13 protein-coding genes and 3 pseudogenes are annotated in these 18,314 nt (G+C 39.3%); all 16 read left to right on the top strand.

Features of this window, described 5'->3' with window-relative positions; all coding sequences use genetic code 11:
- The first annotated feature begins 23 nt into the window (after window positions 1-23).
- The 16 genes and pseudogenes from rho (at window position 24) to Ami3637_RS06115 (ending at window position 18,105) form a co-directional block, all read left to right on the top strand.
- The gene (rho, locus tag Ami3637_RS06190; protein WP_162361807.1) at window positions 24-1,433 is read left to right on the top strand and encodes a transcription termination factor Rho; all 1,410 of its coding nucleotides are present in this window, start codon (window positions 24-26) and stop codon (window positions 1,431-1,433) included.
- Between the two features lie 39 nt (window positions 1,434-1,472).
- A complete protein-coding gene (locus Ami3637_RS06185) occupies window positions 1,473-2,555 on the top strand; it encodes a DUF1385 domain-containing protein (RefSeq protein ID WP_162361806.1) in 1,083 nt (360 codons plus the stop codon).
- A gap of 24 nt (window positions 2,556-2,579) precedes the next feature.
- Entirely contained in the window at window positions 2,580-3,449 is an 870-nt protein-coding gene (gene prmC, locus Ami3637_RS06180; protein WP_162361805.1) for a peptide chain release factor N(5)-glutamine methyltransferase, read from the top strand.
- 14 nt (window positions 3,450-3,463) lie between these two features.
- Window positions 3,464-4,651, top strand: a complete 1,188-nt coding sequence (locus tag Ami3637_RS06175; protein WP_162361804.1) for a CynX/NimT family MFS transporter — start codon at window positions 3,464-3,466, stop codon at window positions 4,649-4,651.
- Between the two features lie 125 nt (window positions 4,652-4,776).
- Window positions 4,777-4,977, top strand: coding sequence for a 50S ribosomal protein L31 (rpmE, locus tag Ami3637_RS06170; RefSeq protein WP_162361803.1), 201 nt, complete (start codon window positions 4,777-4,779; stop codon window positions 4,975-4,977).
- 244 nt (window positions 4,978-5,221) lie between these two features.
- A pseudogene (gene prfA / locus Ami3637_RS06165) lies at window positions 5,222-6,282 on the top strand (peptide chain release factor 1).
- A gap of 12 nt (window positions 6,283-6,294) precedes the next feature.
- Window positions 6,295-7,305, top strand: coding sequence for an L-threonylcarbamoyladenylate synthase (locus Ami3637_RS06160; RefSeq protein WP_162361802.1), 1,011 nt, complete (start codon window positions 6,295-6,297; stop codon window positions 7,303-7,305).
- 32 nt (window positions 7,306-7,337) lie between these two features.
- The gene (rpiB, locus tag Ami3637_RS06155; protein WP_162361801.1) at window positions 7,338-7,769 is read left to right on the top strand and encodes a ribose 5-phosphate isomerase B; all 432 of its coding nucleotides are present in this window, start codon (window positions 7,338-7,340) and stop codon (window positions 7,767-7,769) included.
- A gap of 50 nt (window positions 7,770-7,819) precedes the next feature.
- A complete protein-coding gene (gene upp / locus Ami3637_RS06150; RefSeq protein ID WP_162361800.1) occupies window positions 7,820-8,449 on the top strand; it encodes a uracil phosphoribosyltransferase in 630 nt (209 codons plus the stop codon).
- 61 nt (window positions 8,450-8,510) lie between these two features.
- Window positions 8,511-9,835, top strand: a pseudogene (tyrS, locus tag Ami3637_RS18935) (tyrosine--tRNA ligase).
- A 779-nt stretch (window positions 9,836-10,614) separates the two neighbouring features.
- Window positions 10,615-11,349, top strand: coding sequence for an ABC transporter ATP-binding protein (locus Ami3637_RS06140; RefSeq protein ID WP_162361799.1), 735 nt, complete (start codon window positions 10,615-10,617; stop codon window positions 11,347-11,349).
- On the top strand, window positions 11,339-13,453 hold the full coding sequence (locus Ami3637_RS06135) for a COG1361 S-layer family protein (RefSeq protein WP_162361798.1): 2,115 nt from the start codon (window positions 11,339-11,341) through the stop codon (window positions 13,451-13,453). The genes Ami3637_RS06140 and Ami3637_RS06135 overlap by 11 nt, the downstream gene beginning before the upstream one ends.
- An 11-nt stretch (window positions 13,454-13,464) precedes the next feature.
- On the top strand, window positions 13,465-14,805 hold the full coding sequence (locus Ami3637_RS06130) for an ABC transporter permease (protein WP_162361797.1): 1,341 nt from the start codon (window positions 13,465-13,467) through the stop codon (window positions 14,803-14,805).
- Between the two features lie 230 nt (window positions 14,806-15,035).
- A pseudogene (locus Ami3637_RS18930) lies at window positions 15,036-15,720 on the top strand (response regulator transcription factor).
- Complete coding sequence (locus tag Ami3637_RS06120; protein WP_162361796.1) at window positions 15,695-15,928, top strand: hypothetical protein; 234 nt, start codon at window positions 15,695-15,697, stop codon at window positions 15,926-15,928. Before Ami3637_RS18930 ends, Ami3637_RS06120 begins: the two are co-directional and overlap by 26 nt.
- Window positions 15,925-18,105, top strand: coding sequence for a HAMP domain-containing sensor histidine kinase (locus Ami3637_RS06115; protein WP_162361795.1), 2,181 nt, complete (start codon window positions 15,925-15,927; stop codon window positions 18,103-18,105). Before Ami3637_RS06120 ends, Ami3637_RS06115 begins: the two co-directional genes overlap by 4 nt.
- Window positions 18,106-18,314 lie beyond the last annotated feature (209 nt).

Below are 18,314 nucleotides of genomic sequence, written 5' to 3'. Positions count from 1 at the left end.
AATATTTTTGAAGGGGAATTTTTATGGAACAAAATGTTTTAAAAAATAAAAAAATTTCAGAACTTAGGGAAATTGCAAAAGCTTTTTCCATTGAAGGTTATGAAAAAATGAAAAAAGCTGAACTTCTGGAAGCACTTGGGGCAGGTGAGACAAAGCCCCAGGAAGACCAACAGGCGGTAATGATTGATCCGGATATTATTAAAGAAGCAGAAACCACTGCGGCACAGAATGAAATGGCCCAGAGTGACAAAGGAGTAAATACGGACAACACTGAAACTATTGACCAGAAATATCATAAAGATGACAGACCTGAGGTGGAAGGTATACTGGAACTGGCAGATGGAGGATTTGGATTTCTCCGGTTTTCCAATTTTTTAACCAGCGAAAAAGATATATATGTTTCCCCGTCACAAATCAGAAGGTTTAATCTGAAAACAGGGGACAAAATAAAAGGTATATCAAGAAAGCCCAATGAGGGAGAGCGTTTTGGCGCCCTGCTTTATGTATTGACTGTAAATGGTGATGAACCGGGAGTGGCTATAAAAAGGCCTGATTTTGATGATCTGACGCCAATATTTCCGAAGGAAAGGCTGTCATTAGAGACTGGCATAAGAAGCGATACGGCTATGAGGCTTATCGATCTGGTTGCACCTATTGGAAAAGGACAGCGAGGTATTATCGTAGCACCTCCAAAAGCGGGGAAGACTATACTTCTTAAGAAAATTGCCAATACTATTGAGACAAAGTATCCTGAGATTGAGATGATTGTTCTTCTGGTTGACGAACGGCCGGAAGAAGTAACCGATATGAAGAGATCCCTTGTAAGTGGGGAAGTCATTTATTCTACTTTTGATGAAATGCCCCAGCATCATGTAAAGGTTGCTGAAATGGTTCTGGCCCGTGCCCAAAGGCTGGCTGAACACGGCAAAGACGTAGTGATTCTTTTGGATAGCATCACCAGATTAGCCCGTGCATATAACCTGGTAGTCCCGGCTTCCGGGAGAACCTTATCAGGAGGTCTGGATCCAGGGGCACTGCACAAACCTAAAAAGTTTTTCGGTGCAGCAAGAAAGCTAGAGGAAGGCGGAAGTATCACCATCCTGGCTACTGCACTTGTAGAAACAGGTAGCCGTATGGATGATGTTATTTTCGAAGAATTTAAAGGAACTGGTAACATGGAACTTCATCTGGACAGAAAATTATCTGAAAAGAGGATTTTCCCTGCTATTAATCTAAATAAATCCGGAACAAGACGGGAAGATTTACTCATGAGTCCGGAAGAGATTGAAGCTGTCTGGATGGTCAGAAGGGCCATGGCTAACCTGGGTACTCAGGAAGTAACCGAAACAATCATTGATAATCTTGCGCATACAAGGAACAATGCAGATTTTATTCAGGTTATAAAAAAGAGTAAGCTTGCAGAACAGAAGTAGAAGTAAGGAATGTACAAAACTTAAAAGCAGGAGCAAGATATGGATTTAAGCAAAATATTTTTAAAAGAAGCCTGCCCTACCAGTGTAGGAGGTCAGGCAGTTATGGAAGGTATCATGATGCAAGGAGTAGAACGTACGGCTATAGCGGTACGTATGCCAGACGGTGTCATTCACCTGAAAACAGAAAAACTGAAACCTAAAGGCAAGTGGGCTAAAATCCCCATTATCCGAGGTGTGATATCTTTTGGTTCAGCCCTTGTGACAGGAACCAAAATTTTAATGTATTCCGCAGAGGTTCTTGAGAACTATGAGAATGAACATACGGAAGAACTTGCTAAGCTTCGGGAAGAACAAAGAGCTTCCGGTATGGATGAAGGAAGCATTAAGGGTCCCGAGTATTACGAGAAAGATAAGTTTACCCTATGGATTGAAAAGCACTTTGGAGAAAAAGCTGCATGGAATATCATGATTTATGCCTCCGTAGTGCTGGCACTTCTTTTTACTGTTGGAATTTTTATAGTTGTACCTACAATTGCAGTCAATTGGTGTGGTATGCTTACCAAAAATGAAATAGTTCTTAATCTGATAGAAGGTATATTACGTATTGTATTGTTTGCAGTATATATATTACTCATTTCAAAAATGGAAGACATTAAACGAGTATTCCAGTTCCACGGAGCAGAGCATAAATGCATACACTGTTTTGAAAATAGACTAGAACTTACCCCAAAAAACTGCAAACCGTTTTATACATTACATCCAAGGTGCGGAACAAGTTTTCTGATGTTTATCATGGTTATCAGCTTAATTTTATTTTCTCTTTTAGGATGGCCGAATCTGCTTTTGCGGGTGACATCCCGGATATTGCTGATACCTGTGGTAGCAGGTCTTTCCTACGAACTGCTTAAATGGGCAGGGCGCACGGATAATAGTTTAGTCAGAATTTTAAGTCTGCCAGGGTTATACCTACAAAAACTAACCACAAAGGAACCGGATGAAAAGCAGCTGGAAGTAGCTATTATTGCTATGAAAGCTGTCATGGTCCCAGAAGAGACAGAAGAATTAAACCTGTATATGCCGGATTATGAAGCATATACACAGGAGGTTTTATTAGGTAGATAACCTGGTCAAGGGGGAATATATATAATGGCGATGATTGTAAAGGAAATGCTTCAAATGGGGCAGAGAACACTGGAGGGAGCTGGAATATACGACGCCAAAGTTGACGCTGAGCGTTTGCTTTGTCATATGCTCAATCTGGATCGGGGAGAGCTGTTTATGATTTGGTCCAAGACTATGGAAGACAGTCAGTGCAACAGGTACTTTGATTTAATCGATACCAGAGCAACCAGAATACCCCTGCAGCATATAACAGGTGTCCAGCAATTTATGGGGTATGATTTTAAAGTCGATAAGAATGTTTTAATACCCCGTCTGGATACAGAGCTCCTCACAGAAGCTGTCATGGATTATGCAGGATGCTTTAAAGGCAAGATAACTGTTCTTGATTTATGCTGTGGCAGCGGTGCCATTGGTATAAGTCTGGCTAAACTGTGCAAAAACATGAAAGTAGTCTGCAGTGATATTAGTGAAGAAGCCATACGGCTGACGAAGGAAAATGCCAGAACATTAAAGGCAAATGTCACTATTAAAAAAGGTGATTTGTTTGAACCTTTTAAAGGACGGCTGGGTAATACAAAGTTTGACATAATCGTTTCTAATCCTCCATACATAGAATCTGAGATAATTTCTACACTGGATGAAGAAGTCAGAACTCATGAGCCACACTTGGCTCTGGACGGTGGGGAAGATGGAATGGATTTTTACCGACAGATATTAAAGGAGGCGCCAAAGCATCTGGGCAAAGGTGGCATGCTATTTTTAGAAGTAGGTCATAACCAGGGCAATATCATAGCAGATAAGCTGGCCCACATGGGACAATATACAGATATAGAAATCAGGAAAGACTATAATGATTTTGACAGAGTTGTAATTTGCAAAACTGAGGTAAAATAAAGAAAGTTAATTAAATGAATACGATAAGAGAAAACAGAGTTCTTCTGTCCTTTGTAATAATTACTACAGCTATATGTCTTAGAGCTCCCATAACATCGGTGGGCTCTATTTTATATTGCATTGTAGAGGACTTGAAGCTATCAAATACAGTTGCAGGAACCATTACTACCATACCTTTAATTGTCATAGCACTGTTGTCTCCCTTTATTAGTAAGATCAGTGAAAAAACAGGTGCCAATCAGTCTTTGCTGCTAGGAATGATCATTATGCTGGCAGGAATACTGCTCAGATCCTTTGGCGGTATAGTAGGACTGATTTTGGGTACGGGGCTTATTGGAATGGGTATTACTTTTGGTAATGTTTTAATTCCGGCAATAATAAAGAGCTTTTTTCCAGACAAAATAGGTACGATGACAGGTATTTTTACTACGACCATGTCTGTTTGCTCTGGGCTTGGTGCTGGCATAAGTGTGCCCCTTGCAGTAAATTTAGGCTGGGGCTGGCGTTGGACTTTTTGCATCTGGGCAGTTACAGCCATGGTGTCTATCGTGGTATCACTCATTCAGCTAAAAAGGATGCCCTCTGATTGTAAAAAAACAGAACAAGTAGAAGGGGCCAATAAACTTCAGAAACCCTTATATAAAATTCCTCTGGCATGGTGGGTTGCAGTTATGTTCGGAGGACAATCCTGTGTTTTTTATATGATGGTTACCTGGCTGCCCACGATAGTTTCAGACAGAGGACTTTCTCCTATGGCTGCGGGAATTGTGGCAACAGTTTTTCAATTAGCGGCAATACCGGCAAATTTAGCCATACCAATGCTGGCTGGGTATTTTAAAAATCAGAGTAGACTGGCAGTAAGTGTAGCCGGGATGGGCATCATTGGACTTGTGGGAATATTATTTGCAAAATCAGTAATATTGCTGGGTGCAAGTACAGCCATACTGGCTTTGGGGCTGGGGGGAACTTTCAGTCTGAGCCTGGTGATGTTTGGGATGAGAACTTCAGATGGCATACAGGCGGCCCGCTTATCTGGCTTTGCCCAGAGTGCAGGATATGTCATGGCGGCCATAGGCCCATTTTTAGCAGGAGCTGTTTATGATTTGTCAGGAAACTGGGCTTTTCCAATCACTCTTGCTGTTTTCATTATGGTATTGGATTTAATTGCAGCAGGTATTGCAGGGAGAGACCAGCAAATTTAAATACAAGATGCAGTTTTTTATAAAAAACTCTTGCTAATAAACATTGCTTTTGATATACTATACAAGCTGTAGTTACAGTAATAATGCGGAGGCCGCGGGGCCAAGAGCAAAGAGAGGTGCATAGCATGAAGGAAGGAATCCATCCAGATTATAAGGAATGTAAAGTTACTTGCGCATGCGGCAACACGTTCATGACAAAGTCAAATAAAGAAGAGATTAGAGTTGAAGTTTGTTCATCTTGTCATCCATTCTTTACAGGACAGCAGAAGTTCATTAACCGTGGCGGTCGTGTTGAAAAGTTTAAGACAAAGTATCATATCGACTAATTGCGATAAAAATCTTCAAAACTGAGATTTGAGATTTTTAGTCTTTGATCTGACATCAATTTATTAATAAATTGAAAAGGTCGTAAAAAGTAGCTTTAAATTAACTGGAAATATTAATTTCCAGTTTTTTTTTATTTTAAATTATGTTATACTAAATAGTTAGTATGGAGAGAACTGGGCATTTTGCAAAACAGTTCCGGCTCGGCGTTTAGATATATAACCAAAAAATTAAGGAGAACGATAAATGTTTGATAAATTGGATTTTATTTTAGAGAAATATGAAGAGCTTTCTTTGAAGGTTTCTGATCCGGAGATCATAAATAATCAGCCGGTCTGGCAGAAGCATATAAAAGAAATGGGCGAGATGGAGCCTATTGTGAATAAATATAAAGAATACAAAAAGGCAAAAGAAGATCTTCAGGCGGCAAAAGATATGCTTGAAGAAAATGATGAAGAACTTCGTGAAATGGCAAAAATGGAGATTAGTGAATTAGAGCCTGCCATCGAAAGCATTTCAGAAGAATTGAATATCTTGCTGCTTCCAAAAGACCCTAATGATGATAGAAACGTTATTCTTGAAGTGCGGGCAGGAACTGGTGGTGATGAGGCTGCTCTGTTCGGCGCAGACCTTTTAAGAATGTATATGAGATATGCAGAGCGCAGAGGATGGAAAACGGAAATCCTTGAAATGAATGATACGGGTATCGGCGGAATAAAAGAGGCTGTCATGCTGATTAAAGGTAAAGGGCATACAGCAGATTAAAATATGAAAGCGGTGCTCACAGGGTCCAGCGTGTACCTGAAACAGAGTCTTCAGGACGTATCCATACATCTGCTGCAACCATTGCAGTACTTCCTGAAGTGGATGATGTGGAAGTTGAAATAAATCCTAATGATGTGAGGGTAGACGTATACAGGGCATCTGGAAATGGCGGACAGTGTGTAAATACTACAGATTCCGCAGTGAGACTTACCCATGTACCTACAGGGCTGGTGGTAACCTGCCAGGATGAAAAATCACAGATAAAAAATAAAGAAAAAGCTTTTAAGGTATTGCGTTCAAGGCTGTACGATCTGATGCAGCAGGAACAGAATAAAGAAATTGCTGACCAGAGAAAGAGCCAGGTAGGAAGTGGAGACAGAAGTGAGAGAATCAGAACTTATAACTTCCCACAAGGCAGAGTCTCCGATCACAGAATTAATCTGACTATTTATAAGTTAGATTACTTCCTGGATGGAGATTTAGATGAAATTATTGATGGCCTTATCACTAGTGATCAGGCGGAGAAGATGAAGAACTTTTAGAAAGACAGAGCCATGAAAACTGAACTTTTAGATCTAACAACTGAAAATATAGAACTGGCGGCGAAAATGATTGCCGAGGGCAAACTGGTGGCCTTCCCCACAGAAACCGTATATGGCCTTGGTGCTGATGCCATGAACAGCAGTGCAGTAGGTAAGGTATATGCAGCAAAGGGAAGACCCAGTGACAATCCGATGATTGTTCATATTGCAGAAAAAGCAGACCTGGCAAGACTTACCCCGGTAGTGACAGATGTAATGAATGCTCTGATGAAAGCATTCTGGCCAGGACCGCTTACAATGGTAGTAAGTAAAATGCCAGGTATTCCGGATGCCACTACAGGAGGACTTGATTCTGTAGGGGTAAGAATGCCTTCCGATGAAACAGCAAGAGCATTAATCCGTAAGTCCGGCTGCTCCATTGCAGCACCCAGTGCTAATATATCCGGAAGGCCCAGTCCTACCAGACCCCAGCATGTGGTGGAGGATTTAGATGGGAAAATTGATGCAATACTGATGGGACATGAGTGTCAGGTGGGTATTGAATCTACAGTTATAGATGTAACCGGTGATGTACCTATTATTTTGAGACCAGGTATTATTACTCAGAAAGAGCTGGAAAATGCCATAGGTCAAAAAGTTGAAATGGATCCCGCTTTATTTGTAAATCGTCCAAGGGATGTTTCCCAGCCGGGATTTAAACCAAAAGCTCCCGGCATGAAATATAAACACTATGCACCTAAAGCGGAAATGATGATTATTTCCGGGGAAATAACTAAAGTTAAGACAGAAATAGACAGGCTGAAATCAGAGAATGAGGCAGAAGGTAAGGAAGTCGGGGTTATTTTATTTGAAGATAACCAGTTCCGTGAGGCAGCTCACGATTTTTTTGCAAAGCTTCGTGAATTTGATGAAAAGGCGGTTGATTTGATTTTAGCAGGGGCCCTGGATACCAATGATGGTGTTGGTTTTGCTGTTATGAACAGAATGCTCAAATCAGCAGGCTATAGCGTAATAAATGTATAAATATTTTTATTTGCAAAAGAGAGGAAAAAAAGATGAAAATAGCAATGGCATGTGACCACGGCGGTTTGGAACTAAAAGAAAATATTAAAAAGTATTTAGAGAAACAGGGAGTTGAAGTTCTTGACCTGGGAACAAATACAACCGATTCTGTGGATTATCCTGAGTATGGAAAAGCTTGTGGCGAAGCAGTTATATCAGGAAAAGCTGACAGAGGGATTGTGTGCTGTGGAACAGGCATAGGTATTTCCATTGCAGCCAATAAGGTGAAGGGCATAAGATGTGCTTTATGTACTGATGAACACATGGCAGAAATGACAAGAAAACACAATGATGCCAATATTCTGGCCATGGGTGGAAGAACCACTGATTTGGAAACAGCAAAGAAAATAACGCAGACCTGGCTGGATACAGAATTCGAAGGTGGCAGACATCAGCGTCGTGTAGATATGTTAAACAATATGTAAAAATAATAATAGAAATTGAAATGCAGGCAATGCAAGGGAGGAAACAATAAATGGGTAAAGTATATGTATTTGATCATCCGCTAATTCAGCATAAAACAGCAATGATTAGAAAGATTGATACAAGTGTAAAAGATTTCAGAGAAATGGTCAGAGAGATTTCAATGCTGATGGGATATGAAGCAACTAGAAATCTTCCACTGGAAGAAGTGGAGATTGAAACACCAATGTGTAAAACAACAATGAAAATGCTTCAGGGTGAGGATATAGCTATTGTTCCCATTTTAAGAGCAGGTCTTGGTATGGTAGATGGCATGTTGGCACTTGTTCCCAATGCAAAAGTTGGACATGTTGGATTGTACAGAGATCCGGAAACCCATATTCCTGTAGAATATTACTGCAAGCTGCCTACGGATATTGCCAAAAGACAGGTATTTGTAGTAGACCCTATGCTTGCCACTGGTGGCAGTGCTATTGCTGCTATTGATTTTATTAAGGATAAAGGCGCAAAAAATATAATCTTTATGTGCCTGATTGCTTCCCCAGAAGGGATTGAAGCATTGCAGAAAGCTCATCCAGATGTGGACATTTTTATTGCTGCCAAGGATGAAAAACTAAATGAAAATGCGTATATCCTTCCAGGACTGGGGGATGCTGGGGACCGTTTATACGGTACAAAATAACTGTAGGATTTAGTCACTTGTGCCCCAGAACAGAAAAAGTGGCTGATTGGAGGAAAAAAGTATGAATTTTATACCAGATAATGTGAGTAAGCACGATAATGTATATGATGTGCTTAAAGAAAGAGGCTTTATTGAGCAGTGCACCAATGAAGAAGAAGTAAGAGAACTTTTAGGGAAAGAGAAAATCAAGTTTTATATTGGATTTGACCCTACAGCGGATTGCTTGCATGTAGGACATTTTATGCAGGTCATTATTATGATGTACATGCAGAAATATGGACATACCCCGGTTGTTTTAATTGGCGGGGGAACCGGAATGGTGGGAGATCCTTCAGGAAGAACGGATATGCGTCAGATGATGACTCCTGAAACTGTTCAAAACAATTGCAATGCATTTAAAAAACTTTTTGATAAATTTTTAGACTTTGATGATGAATGGGTATATACAGGTGGAGACGGCAAAACTATTGGCAAGGCTTCGGCAAACAAGGAACCGGATCCAGGAAAAGCCATTTGTGTTAACAATGCATCATGGTTGTTGAAGCTTAATTATATTGAATTTATAAGAGATATCGGAAGACATTTTTCTGTAAACAGCATGCTTCGTGCAGAATGCTTTAAGCAGCGACTGGAAAAAGGACTTTCTTTTCTGGAATTCAACTATATGCTTATGCAGTCCTATGATTTCATGGTAATGGCCAGAGATATTGACTGCAAGATGGAGTTTGGCGGCAATGATCAGTGGTCCAATATTATTTACGGTGTGGACCTTACTAGACGTGAATTAGACAAGCAGGTTTATGGGATGACTTTCTCTCTTCTGACAACCAGTGAAGGTGTTAAAATGGGTAAGACTCAGAAAGGGCTTTATGGCTGAATGCTGAAAAGACATCTCCTTACGAGTTCTATCAATACTGGAGAAATGTTGCTGACCCTGATGTAAACAAGTGTCTGCGCATGTTAACATTCCTTCCTATGGAAGAAGTAGAAAGATTATCTTCTCTTCAGGATGCAGAAATCAATAAGGCAAAAGAAATTCTTGCCTTTGAGGTTACCAAGCTGGTTCATGGGGAAGAAGAAGCTGCAAAGGCACAGGAAGCTGCCAGAGCTGCATTTACCGGAGGTGGTGATATGAGTAATATCCCGACCACCAAAATGGCAGCAGCAGATTTTGATGGAGAAGGCATGGGAGTGGTTAACCTGATAAAAACGTTAAAATTAGTACCAAGTAATGGGGAAGGCTTCAGAACCATTGAAGGCGGCGGACTGTTAATTAACGATGAGAAGGTTACAAACCCTAAAATGATGATTACAAAGGACATGTTTAAAGACGGAGCAATCATCATTAAAAAGGGTAAAAAGACTTTCCATAAGGTAGAAATCTAAAGACCTTAGGATGAAATTTCGCAAATTATATAAGTTTAGAGTTTCAATTCGTAGTTTTAAAATAATGGAAGATAAGCAATATGGTGCTCCCAATAGGGGCACTTTTTTTGGTGCAAATCAGGACAATCAGCTAGTCAAAGTTCAGGTGAAAAATTAATTATGAGATAATAAAGGGTTTTGCTCTTACAATTATAAAATGTGAAAATTTACGGTAGCATTTTTAGCAAATGCTACCGTGTTTTATGCAAATTTATATTTTTATGGTAGTGCTTCCAATAAATAAACTTACAATGAGTTAAAACTAACGATTAAAGGGTCAGAAAGCTACCGAGATTTAAGTAAAAATAATAATTACGGTAGCACCAACATTAATCTTAAGATTCTTTAAGGTTATATAAAGGATGTTTTAAGAATACAAAGTTAAATTGAAGAGGTAAAGATGGTAATTATAACTAAAAAAAGTTTTTGCTAATAAATTTTAAAAAATTGGAAAAATAATGAAACATTTTTACTAGGGATTACGTCTTATATAATATAGGATTATTGGGACTGGGGATTACTAAAATTGTCTGTCGAAAAAAGATTAAAAAAGGGGATTGACAGTGTATTATTACAGGTAGTACACTATAGAAACAGAAGGTGTATTGTGAAGTAGTATGCCATGAAGACGAGTGGGATATTTGACATACGTACAGGCAGACAATGAAATTTTTTAAACTGCGAACTCTGGGGATGGAGTTCGCTTTTTAAGCGTGGTGTAAAAAATAGAGAGGAAGCTGATGGAACCGCTAATTAAAGTAAAGAATGTCAGAAAAGTTTACAGGATGGGAGAAGAAAAGGTTGTAGCTTTGAACAATGTAAGTCTGGAAATCTATAGAGGTGAGATCGTATGTTTTCTGGGGACTTCAGGGTCAGGTAAGTCAACCTTTCTTAACATGGTTGCAGGACTGGAAAAGCCTACAAGGGGTGAAATATACATAGGTGGCATACCAATACATAAATTAAATGAAGAAAAAGTAACCTTGTTCAGGCAGAAGAACATTGGATTTATATTTCAGGCGTATCATTTACTGCCTATGCTGACAGCTTTGGAAAATGTCAGCCTGCCATTAATATTCCGGGGTATGGATAAAAAGAAACGAAATAAAATTGCTGAAGAAGCCTTGAGAGCTGTTGGTCTGAAAGGATATGGAAAACGCAGGCCTACGCAGATGAGTGGTGGACAGCAGCAGAGGGTTGGAATCGCCAGAGCCCTGGCGGGAACTCCCAAGATCATCTTTGCTGATGAACCTACAGGAAACCTGGATACCAACACCACAAGAGAAGTCATGAATCTTATTGTGGGTCAGGTAAGAAAACATAAACAGACTTTAATTTTAGTAACTCACGACAGAAGTATAGCAGAGTATGCGGATAAAGTGGTAACTATTCAGGATGGTAATATATTGAGCGTTACGGTAAGAGATAGTGCAGAGAAGGAACAGGAAGAGGGAGAAAAGGAAAATGAACAGTAGAAGAGGTAGTGTGAAACGGGGATTAGGGTTATCAATGGCAGTGGCTGTGGTAGTATTGTATTCTTTAATGCCGGGATTTATGCCAGAGCAGATGACTGGTGGAACTGTTTATGCGGCAGGTGGCAATGGAGGGGTTTTTATTGATACCATTGGATCTCCTGGCGGAATGCAGGGGGATGAAAATATTTCAATTGGTTTTCAAATAGAAAATAACAGGAGTGAAACGGTTACCGTACAAAATATGAAACTTTCTATTGATGGATCTGGAATAACCATAGGTGATAATACAGGAAGTATTGTTATACAGTCAGGAGGAAAACAGACCGTAAGCTTTTCGGTAAAGGTTGCAAAACACGCAGACACAGGGGAAAGAAACTGTAGCTTCCAGGCAAACCTGAAAGACCAAAGTGGTGCAGATCTGTCAAATCAGAAAACCTTAGAGGAACATACTTCTTTTACAGTGTATGAGAAAATGGCAACAGATGGTGTGGATTCAAAAACAGTTGCAGGGGTGGATATTTCCCATGTGATAGAACCTACCGATGGGTTCGTTGAGGGCAATTCTAACAAGATAAAACTTGAAGTATATAATTATGGGAATACAACCATTAAGAATGCGGTTGTTTCTTTAACACTTCCGGACGGTTTGTCCATTTATAACGGAAGTAACCAGGTCCAACTAGGTTATATTTCGGTTGGATCAAGAAAAACCGCCGAATTTCCCATTACAGTAAAGGACGGAATAGAAAGTAAGAATTATGCTATTGATGTGCAGGTACTGGGCCTCAATTTTATGAATGGAGATGTGGTAGCAAAGAAAACATTTTACATACCGGTACAGGGAGAAGGCAGTGTCAGCACAGACAACATAGCTATCACCAATGTAAATATGCCTGATCAGATGCAGTCAGGGCAGCCTTTTAACCTGAACTTTACAGTTCAGAATACAGGCGGGGCAGAAATTAAGAACATAAAAATTGCGGTAGAACCTGCAGAAGGGATTATCAATAAATCCAGAAATATTTTTATTGATAATTTCCCTAAGGGAGCTAGCAAGCAATATTCTGTTAAACTCTATTCTTTTGATGGGGCTGATCAGAAAAGTTATCCCGTAAAGATAACCGCAACCCCTACCAATACTACAGAGAAGGATGCAGTGGCTGGTGTAACAGAATACGCTACGGTTACGCTCTTATCTGATGGCAGCACTGCAAAGAAGCCTCAGCTTATGATAGACAATTATTCTTATGGCGGAAGCGTAGTTCAGGCTGGAACTAATTTTTACCTGAATTTAGGCATATTTAATACCTCAGGAAAAACTCTGACCAACGTAAAAGTATCCTTAAACAATGCAGACGGAGTTTTTGTACCAGTAGGCGGAAGCAATTCATTTTTTATTGATAGTATTAAACCAAAAGCACATTATACCAAAAGTATAAAATTAAGTACAAAACCACAGGCAGAACAAAAAACAACGCCGATAAATGTAAAAATGACATATGAAGCTGGTTCAGGAGATCCATTGGAATCAGAAGACGTGATTGCTATTCCTATCACCCAGAGAACCCGTCTTGTGGTGGATGACTTGGTACCACCTACAGAGTTATATGTGGGGCAGCAGGGCACCTGTGAACTGGATTTTTATAATATGGGAAAAACTCCTTTAAACAATTTAAGGGTGAATTGTGAAGGAGATTTTGATGTAATGGAATCAAACAGTTATTATGCCGGCAACATGGAAAGTGGTAAAAGTGACAGTTACAGATTTAATTTTATTCCAAGAAAAGCAGGACCAATGGAAGGAACCATAACCTTTACCTTTGAAGATGGCAATGGAGCACCTCAGTTCCTTGAAGTGCCATTTAAATTTCAAGCCATGGATGCACCAGAAGATCCAGGTATGGACCCTGCACAGCAGGAACCTGAAAAGAAGAAGCCATGGGCTCTTATCATAGCTGGTGGCGTTATTCTGGTGGGTATTATTGGGGGAATTCTGTTTAAAAGGCACAGAAAGAAAAAACTGAATGCTGCTCTGGAGATTGACGATTTTGACTTTGATATAAAAGAAACGGCGGATGAGAGTAAAAAGCCTGAAGGCAAATAAGGAGCAGGGTTATGAATAGTAGAGATTTGGTTGACCTGTGTTTTCGTAATTTACTGCGGCGGCGTACAAGAACCCTGCTTGCGGTGATTGGGGTTGTAGTTGGTACCTGCGCTATTGTTGTTATGATGTCTATTGGATTCGGACTTACGGACAGTTACAAGGAACAGATTGAAAGTTATGGGAATCTTCATATGATTACGGTTATGAGTAATGGAGATGGTGCCGTGATGCAGAAGATGAAAGATGCCAAAGGCGTAATCAATGACAAGGCCATAAATGATATGGAAAAAATGAAAGGGGTAGGGGCGGTTACGCCCGTAATAAGTGAAAATCTTGTTATAGGTGTTGGTAAAAAAGTGGCTCAGACCCAGGTTTTAGGTGTGCGTCCTGAGGTGCTGGAAAAGTTCAATTACAAAGTGCTGGAAGGGGGCAGGCTGCTAAACTCAGGAGATAAATATGAAATCTTGTTTGGAAATCAGGTGCCCACTTGGTTTCAGGATCCTAACAGCGATCAGTGGAGTGGAGAACCGCTTGATGTGATGTCAGCCAAGAAAATGATTGTTACAGGGGATGATACTTATGGACAGAAAAAACAGAACACCGGAGAAAAAACCGACTCAGACAAAGTAGTATATAAACAATATGACACCAGGGCGATAGGTGTTCTTGAAAATCCAGACGATGATTCAGCCTATTGTGCTTATATGAATATTACAGCTCTTGAGGATATAGCTAAAGAGTTAAAAAAGGCAAGAAAAGAAAGTACGTATTCCTCTGGGACTAAAACCTATGATGAAGCACTGGTGTATGTAAGTGATATTAACGATTCTGCAGAAATCAGCAAACAGCTTCGAGATCAGGGATATCAGACTTCAAGCCCTAGTGACTGGCTTGAATCCATGAAGGAAACGGCTAAAATGATTCAGGGTATCCTGGGTGGTATAGGAGGAATATCCCTCTTAGTTGCCGCTTTGGGAATAACCAATACCATGATTATGTCCATTTATGAGAGAACCAAGGAAATTGGCGTAATGAAGGTAATTGGTGCGAATCTGCGGGATATCCGTAAAATGTTTCTTCTTGAAGCCGGGCTGATAGGTTTTATAGGAGGGTTTGTGGGGCTGATTTTCAGCTTTATAGTATCTTTGCTGATGAATACAGTACTGAAGGATATTATAAGTATTGCCCTGGGCAGCTTTGGAGGAGGAACTGGATCTGCTATTTCCAGAATCCCCATCTGGCTTGCTGTGGCAGCGGTGGCTTTTGCAACAGGCATTGGCCTGATGGCAGGATACTATCCGGCAAAACGTGCCATGAATTTAAGCGCACTTGAAAGTTTGAAAAATGAATAAAGAGTTTAAAATGGAGGCTGTTGCAAGTGATATTGCAGCAGTTTTCTATTATTTAACATAGAATTTTTGTTACTTTTATGAATTTATGGTATGATAAACCTTAAGAAATTCGTAAGAGTTTCGACAGTTTTTTTGTAAGAATTGGATTTTAATATATAAATATAATCGGTAAGAGGGCAAACTGGCCAGGTGCGCAGTCAGGAGCAGGATTTCCGTAGTGGAGGTATGAAATGAATATTTTAGTATGCGACGATGACAGAGAGATTGTAAATGCCATAGAAGTATATTTAAAAAATGAGGGGTATGAAATTTTTAAAGCATATGATGGACTGCAGGCTCTCCAGGTAGTTGAAAAGAACCAGATACATCTTATTCTGATGGATATTATGATGCCAAATCTGGATGGAATGCGTGCAACGATGAAAATCAGAGAGGATAAAAATATTCCCATTATCATGCTTTCTGCTAAATCAGAGGATTATGACAAAATTACAGGATTAAATGTAGGGGCGGATGATTACGTCACCAAGCCTTTTAATCCTCTGGAGTTAATTGCCAGGGTTAAATCACAGCTCAGAAGATATGTGAGTCTTGGCAGCCTTGAGAAAAAAATGGGGTTTTTAAAACAGGGGACTGGTAATAGATGATGAACAGAAAACTGTGACCTTAGATGGGGAGCAGGTGGTTGTAACACCTATTGAGTACGGAATTTTAAAGTTATTGACACAAAATGCAGGACGGGTGTTTTCAATGGAGCAGATATATGAGGCTGTTTGGAATGAGCCGGCATATAATCCGGAAAATACCGTTGCCGTGCATGTAAGAAGGATCAGGGAGAAAATTGAAATTAACCCAAAAGATCCACGATATTTGAAGGTGGTGTGGGGAATTGGATACAAAGTTGAAAAATTTTAGCAACAATACGGCAATCAGAATACTGACACTTATTATGTGTGTAATGCTGTTTACAGCAACTCTCATAGGGAGTATTGCTACGGTCATAGGCCTTCAAAAGGCTGGAAGAAGTTTTACTTTAGACGAGATTTTAGTACTAAGAATTACCTTGAAAGTAGTGATTTACAGGAAGAATTCAATAAGGATTCTTCAAAGATTCTACATTTGATTGCAGAGTATAAGAGCGAAAATAACATTAAAGCAGGGAAGTTTTTAGATGAAAATGACGGGGCGCTATACGATGCCATAACGCAGCTTTATTTTGATAAGACTTATTATTGTGGAGAAAAAAAGATAACGGCTACTCCATTGCAGCTTTCATATGATGCCATTCAAAAGGATGGCAAGAACATTCCTGAAATGATTATTAACGGAGTCCATTACCCAATGGAAAAGGATGTATATGATTATCAGGATATGGACCTTGATGAGGCTAAAGATTTTGCATATCAATATGTGACCTATGATGCAGATATTGAAAATAATCAAATCATTCGAAAAGCATTTATAGAGGCAAATAAAGCTCAGATTGAGGAGATTAAAACCATACTTATAAAGGATCAGCTGCGAAGTTTTAATGCACTGAAGGATGAGTTGAACGGACAGAAGGGAATGTTGTATTTTGCAACAGATGGTGTAAATACTGTGACCAATATGAGGGCACAGACATCTGTTGACGGTAAGGCCGTTCCACCAGAGATAAAAGAGTTTGAAAAAAACCCGGCATATATGATTTATAAGGGTGGTAAATTAATCAAAGTACCAGAATCAAAAGAGAATGCCACCGCATGGGTCAGAGATATCGATCAGACCATTGAAGATTCGTACTTTACTTTATATAATGACAATTTAAAAGTATATCTGGCTTTCGATGACGCTTATATTAATGCAAAACAGTCAGCCTATGAAAATACATCGGATATTATTCATCTGGTTCCTGTGATGGCAGGCTGTGGGGCAGGCTGCCTCATCTTATTCATTTATCTTGTAGTTACAACTGGGAGAAGAAATGAAGAGGGCGTGCGTAAGCTTTATACTTTAGACAGAATATGGACTGAAATTCAGATTGCATGCATTGGAACAGCAGCAGCCACCGGTGGGTGGGTAGTACAGGCCACTTTTAACAATTGGGAATATACCAGAAGCATGACTCCTATGGAAATCTCCTTTTTAGCAGTAATATGTACAGTAATTGCCATGGTTGGACTATGGTTTATACTTTCTGTTATAAGACTGTTAAAATCACATTGTTTCATAAGAAATTCTTTAACTTATAAGTTATGGAATCTGATTATTTTTAAATGGTTGGGCTTACTATGGAATAGTGCTAAACAAATATATGCCGGTAGCAGTTTAATGAAAAAAGTTGTAATCGGGACTTTAGGGATATGTTTGCTTTCGGCTACAATCTTTTTAGCACCGCTGGTGTTCCTTGTAATTGTTGTTTTTGCACCAAAATGGGTGAACAAGTTTGAAGGGATTAAAGAAGGCATAGAAGAAGTTAAACATGGAAATCTTGCATATAAAATTCCTGTAGAAGGAGATGGAGAACTGGACAGACTTGCACAAAGCATAAATGAAATTTCCCAGGCATCAAATGTAGCGGTTCAAAACGAATTAAAAAATCAAAGAATGAAAACAGATTTGATTTCAAATGTGTCTCATGATTTAAAAACACCATTGACTTCTATGGTTACTTATATAGATTTGCTCAAAACGGAAGGTCTTGACAGTGAGAATGCACCGGAATATTTAAGGATACTAGACGAAAAAACAGAGCGTCTGCGTCACTTAACCGAAGATTTGTTCGAAGCGGCCAAGGCTTCCAGCGGAGCCATGCCTGTGCATTTGGAAAAAGTGGAACTGCTTTCTCTGATTAACCAGGGATTAGGTGAAATGGACCAGAGAATTCAGGCCTCTGGATTAGATTTTATTATAAATGCAGATCATGATAAATATTATGTCTTGGCGGACGGACAATTACTGTGGAGAGTAGTGGAAAATCTTCTTGGTAACGTTTTAAAGTATGCTCTGGAAAACAGCAGGGTATATATTGATGTAAAAGACATAGGTACAGGGCATGAAAATATAACAAGTTTAGTAACCCTGGAAATGAAGAATATTTCTAAAAACCCGTTAAATATAAACGCAGAAGAACTGATGGAGAGGTTTAAGCGTGGGGATGAATCAAGAACTACGGAAGGCAGTGGTCTTGGATTAGCCATAGCAAAAGATTTAGTTAAACTGCAAAAAGGATGGTTTGAAGTATTCATTGATGGAGATTTATTTAAAGCCCAGGTAATGCTGAATAAATATGAGGATACTAAAACAAATCCAACGGCATAAAGGAGTAATTAATATATTTTGTAAAAAGGTATAAAACCAAAAGGTTTTATACCTTTTTTGTATGATAATAATTTAACATATAAGAGAAACAAGCTAATGATAAAATAAAAATGGAAAAAAACAACATTTACCTGCAAAATAATACAAACTTACTTGTAAAAAATTAGGGATTTAATATAATTAAATAAAAAATAGCAGCTGAACAATCA

The organism is Aminipila terrae, assembly GCF_010120715.1.
Classification (GTDB): domain Bacteria; phylum Bacillota; class Clostridia; order Peptostreptococcales; family Anaerovoracaceae; genus Aminipila; species Aminipila terrae.
The sequence above is the reverse complement of the archived record's forward strand: the minus strand, read 5'-3'. Positions and strand labels throughout refer to the sequence as shown.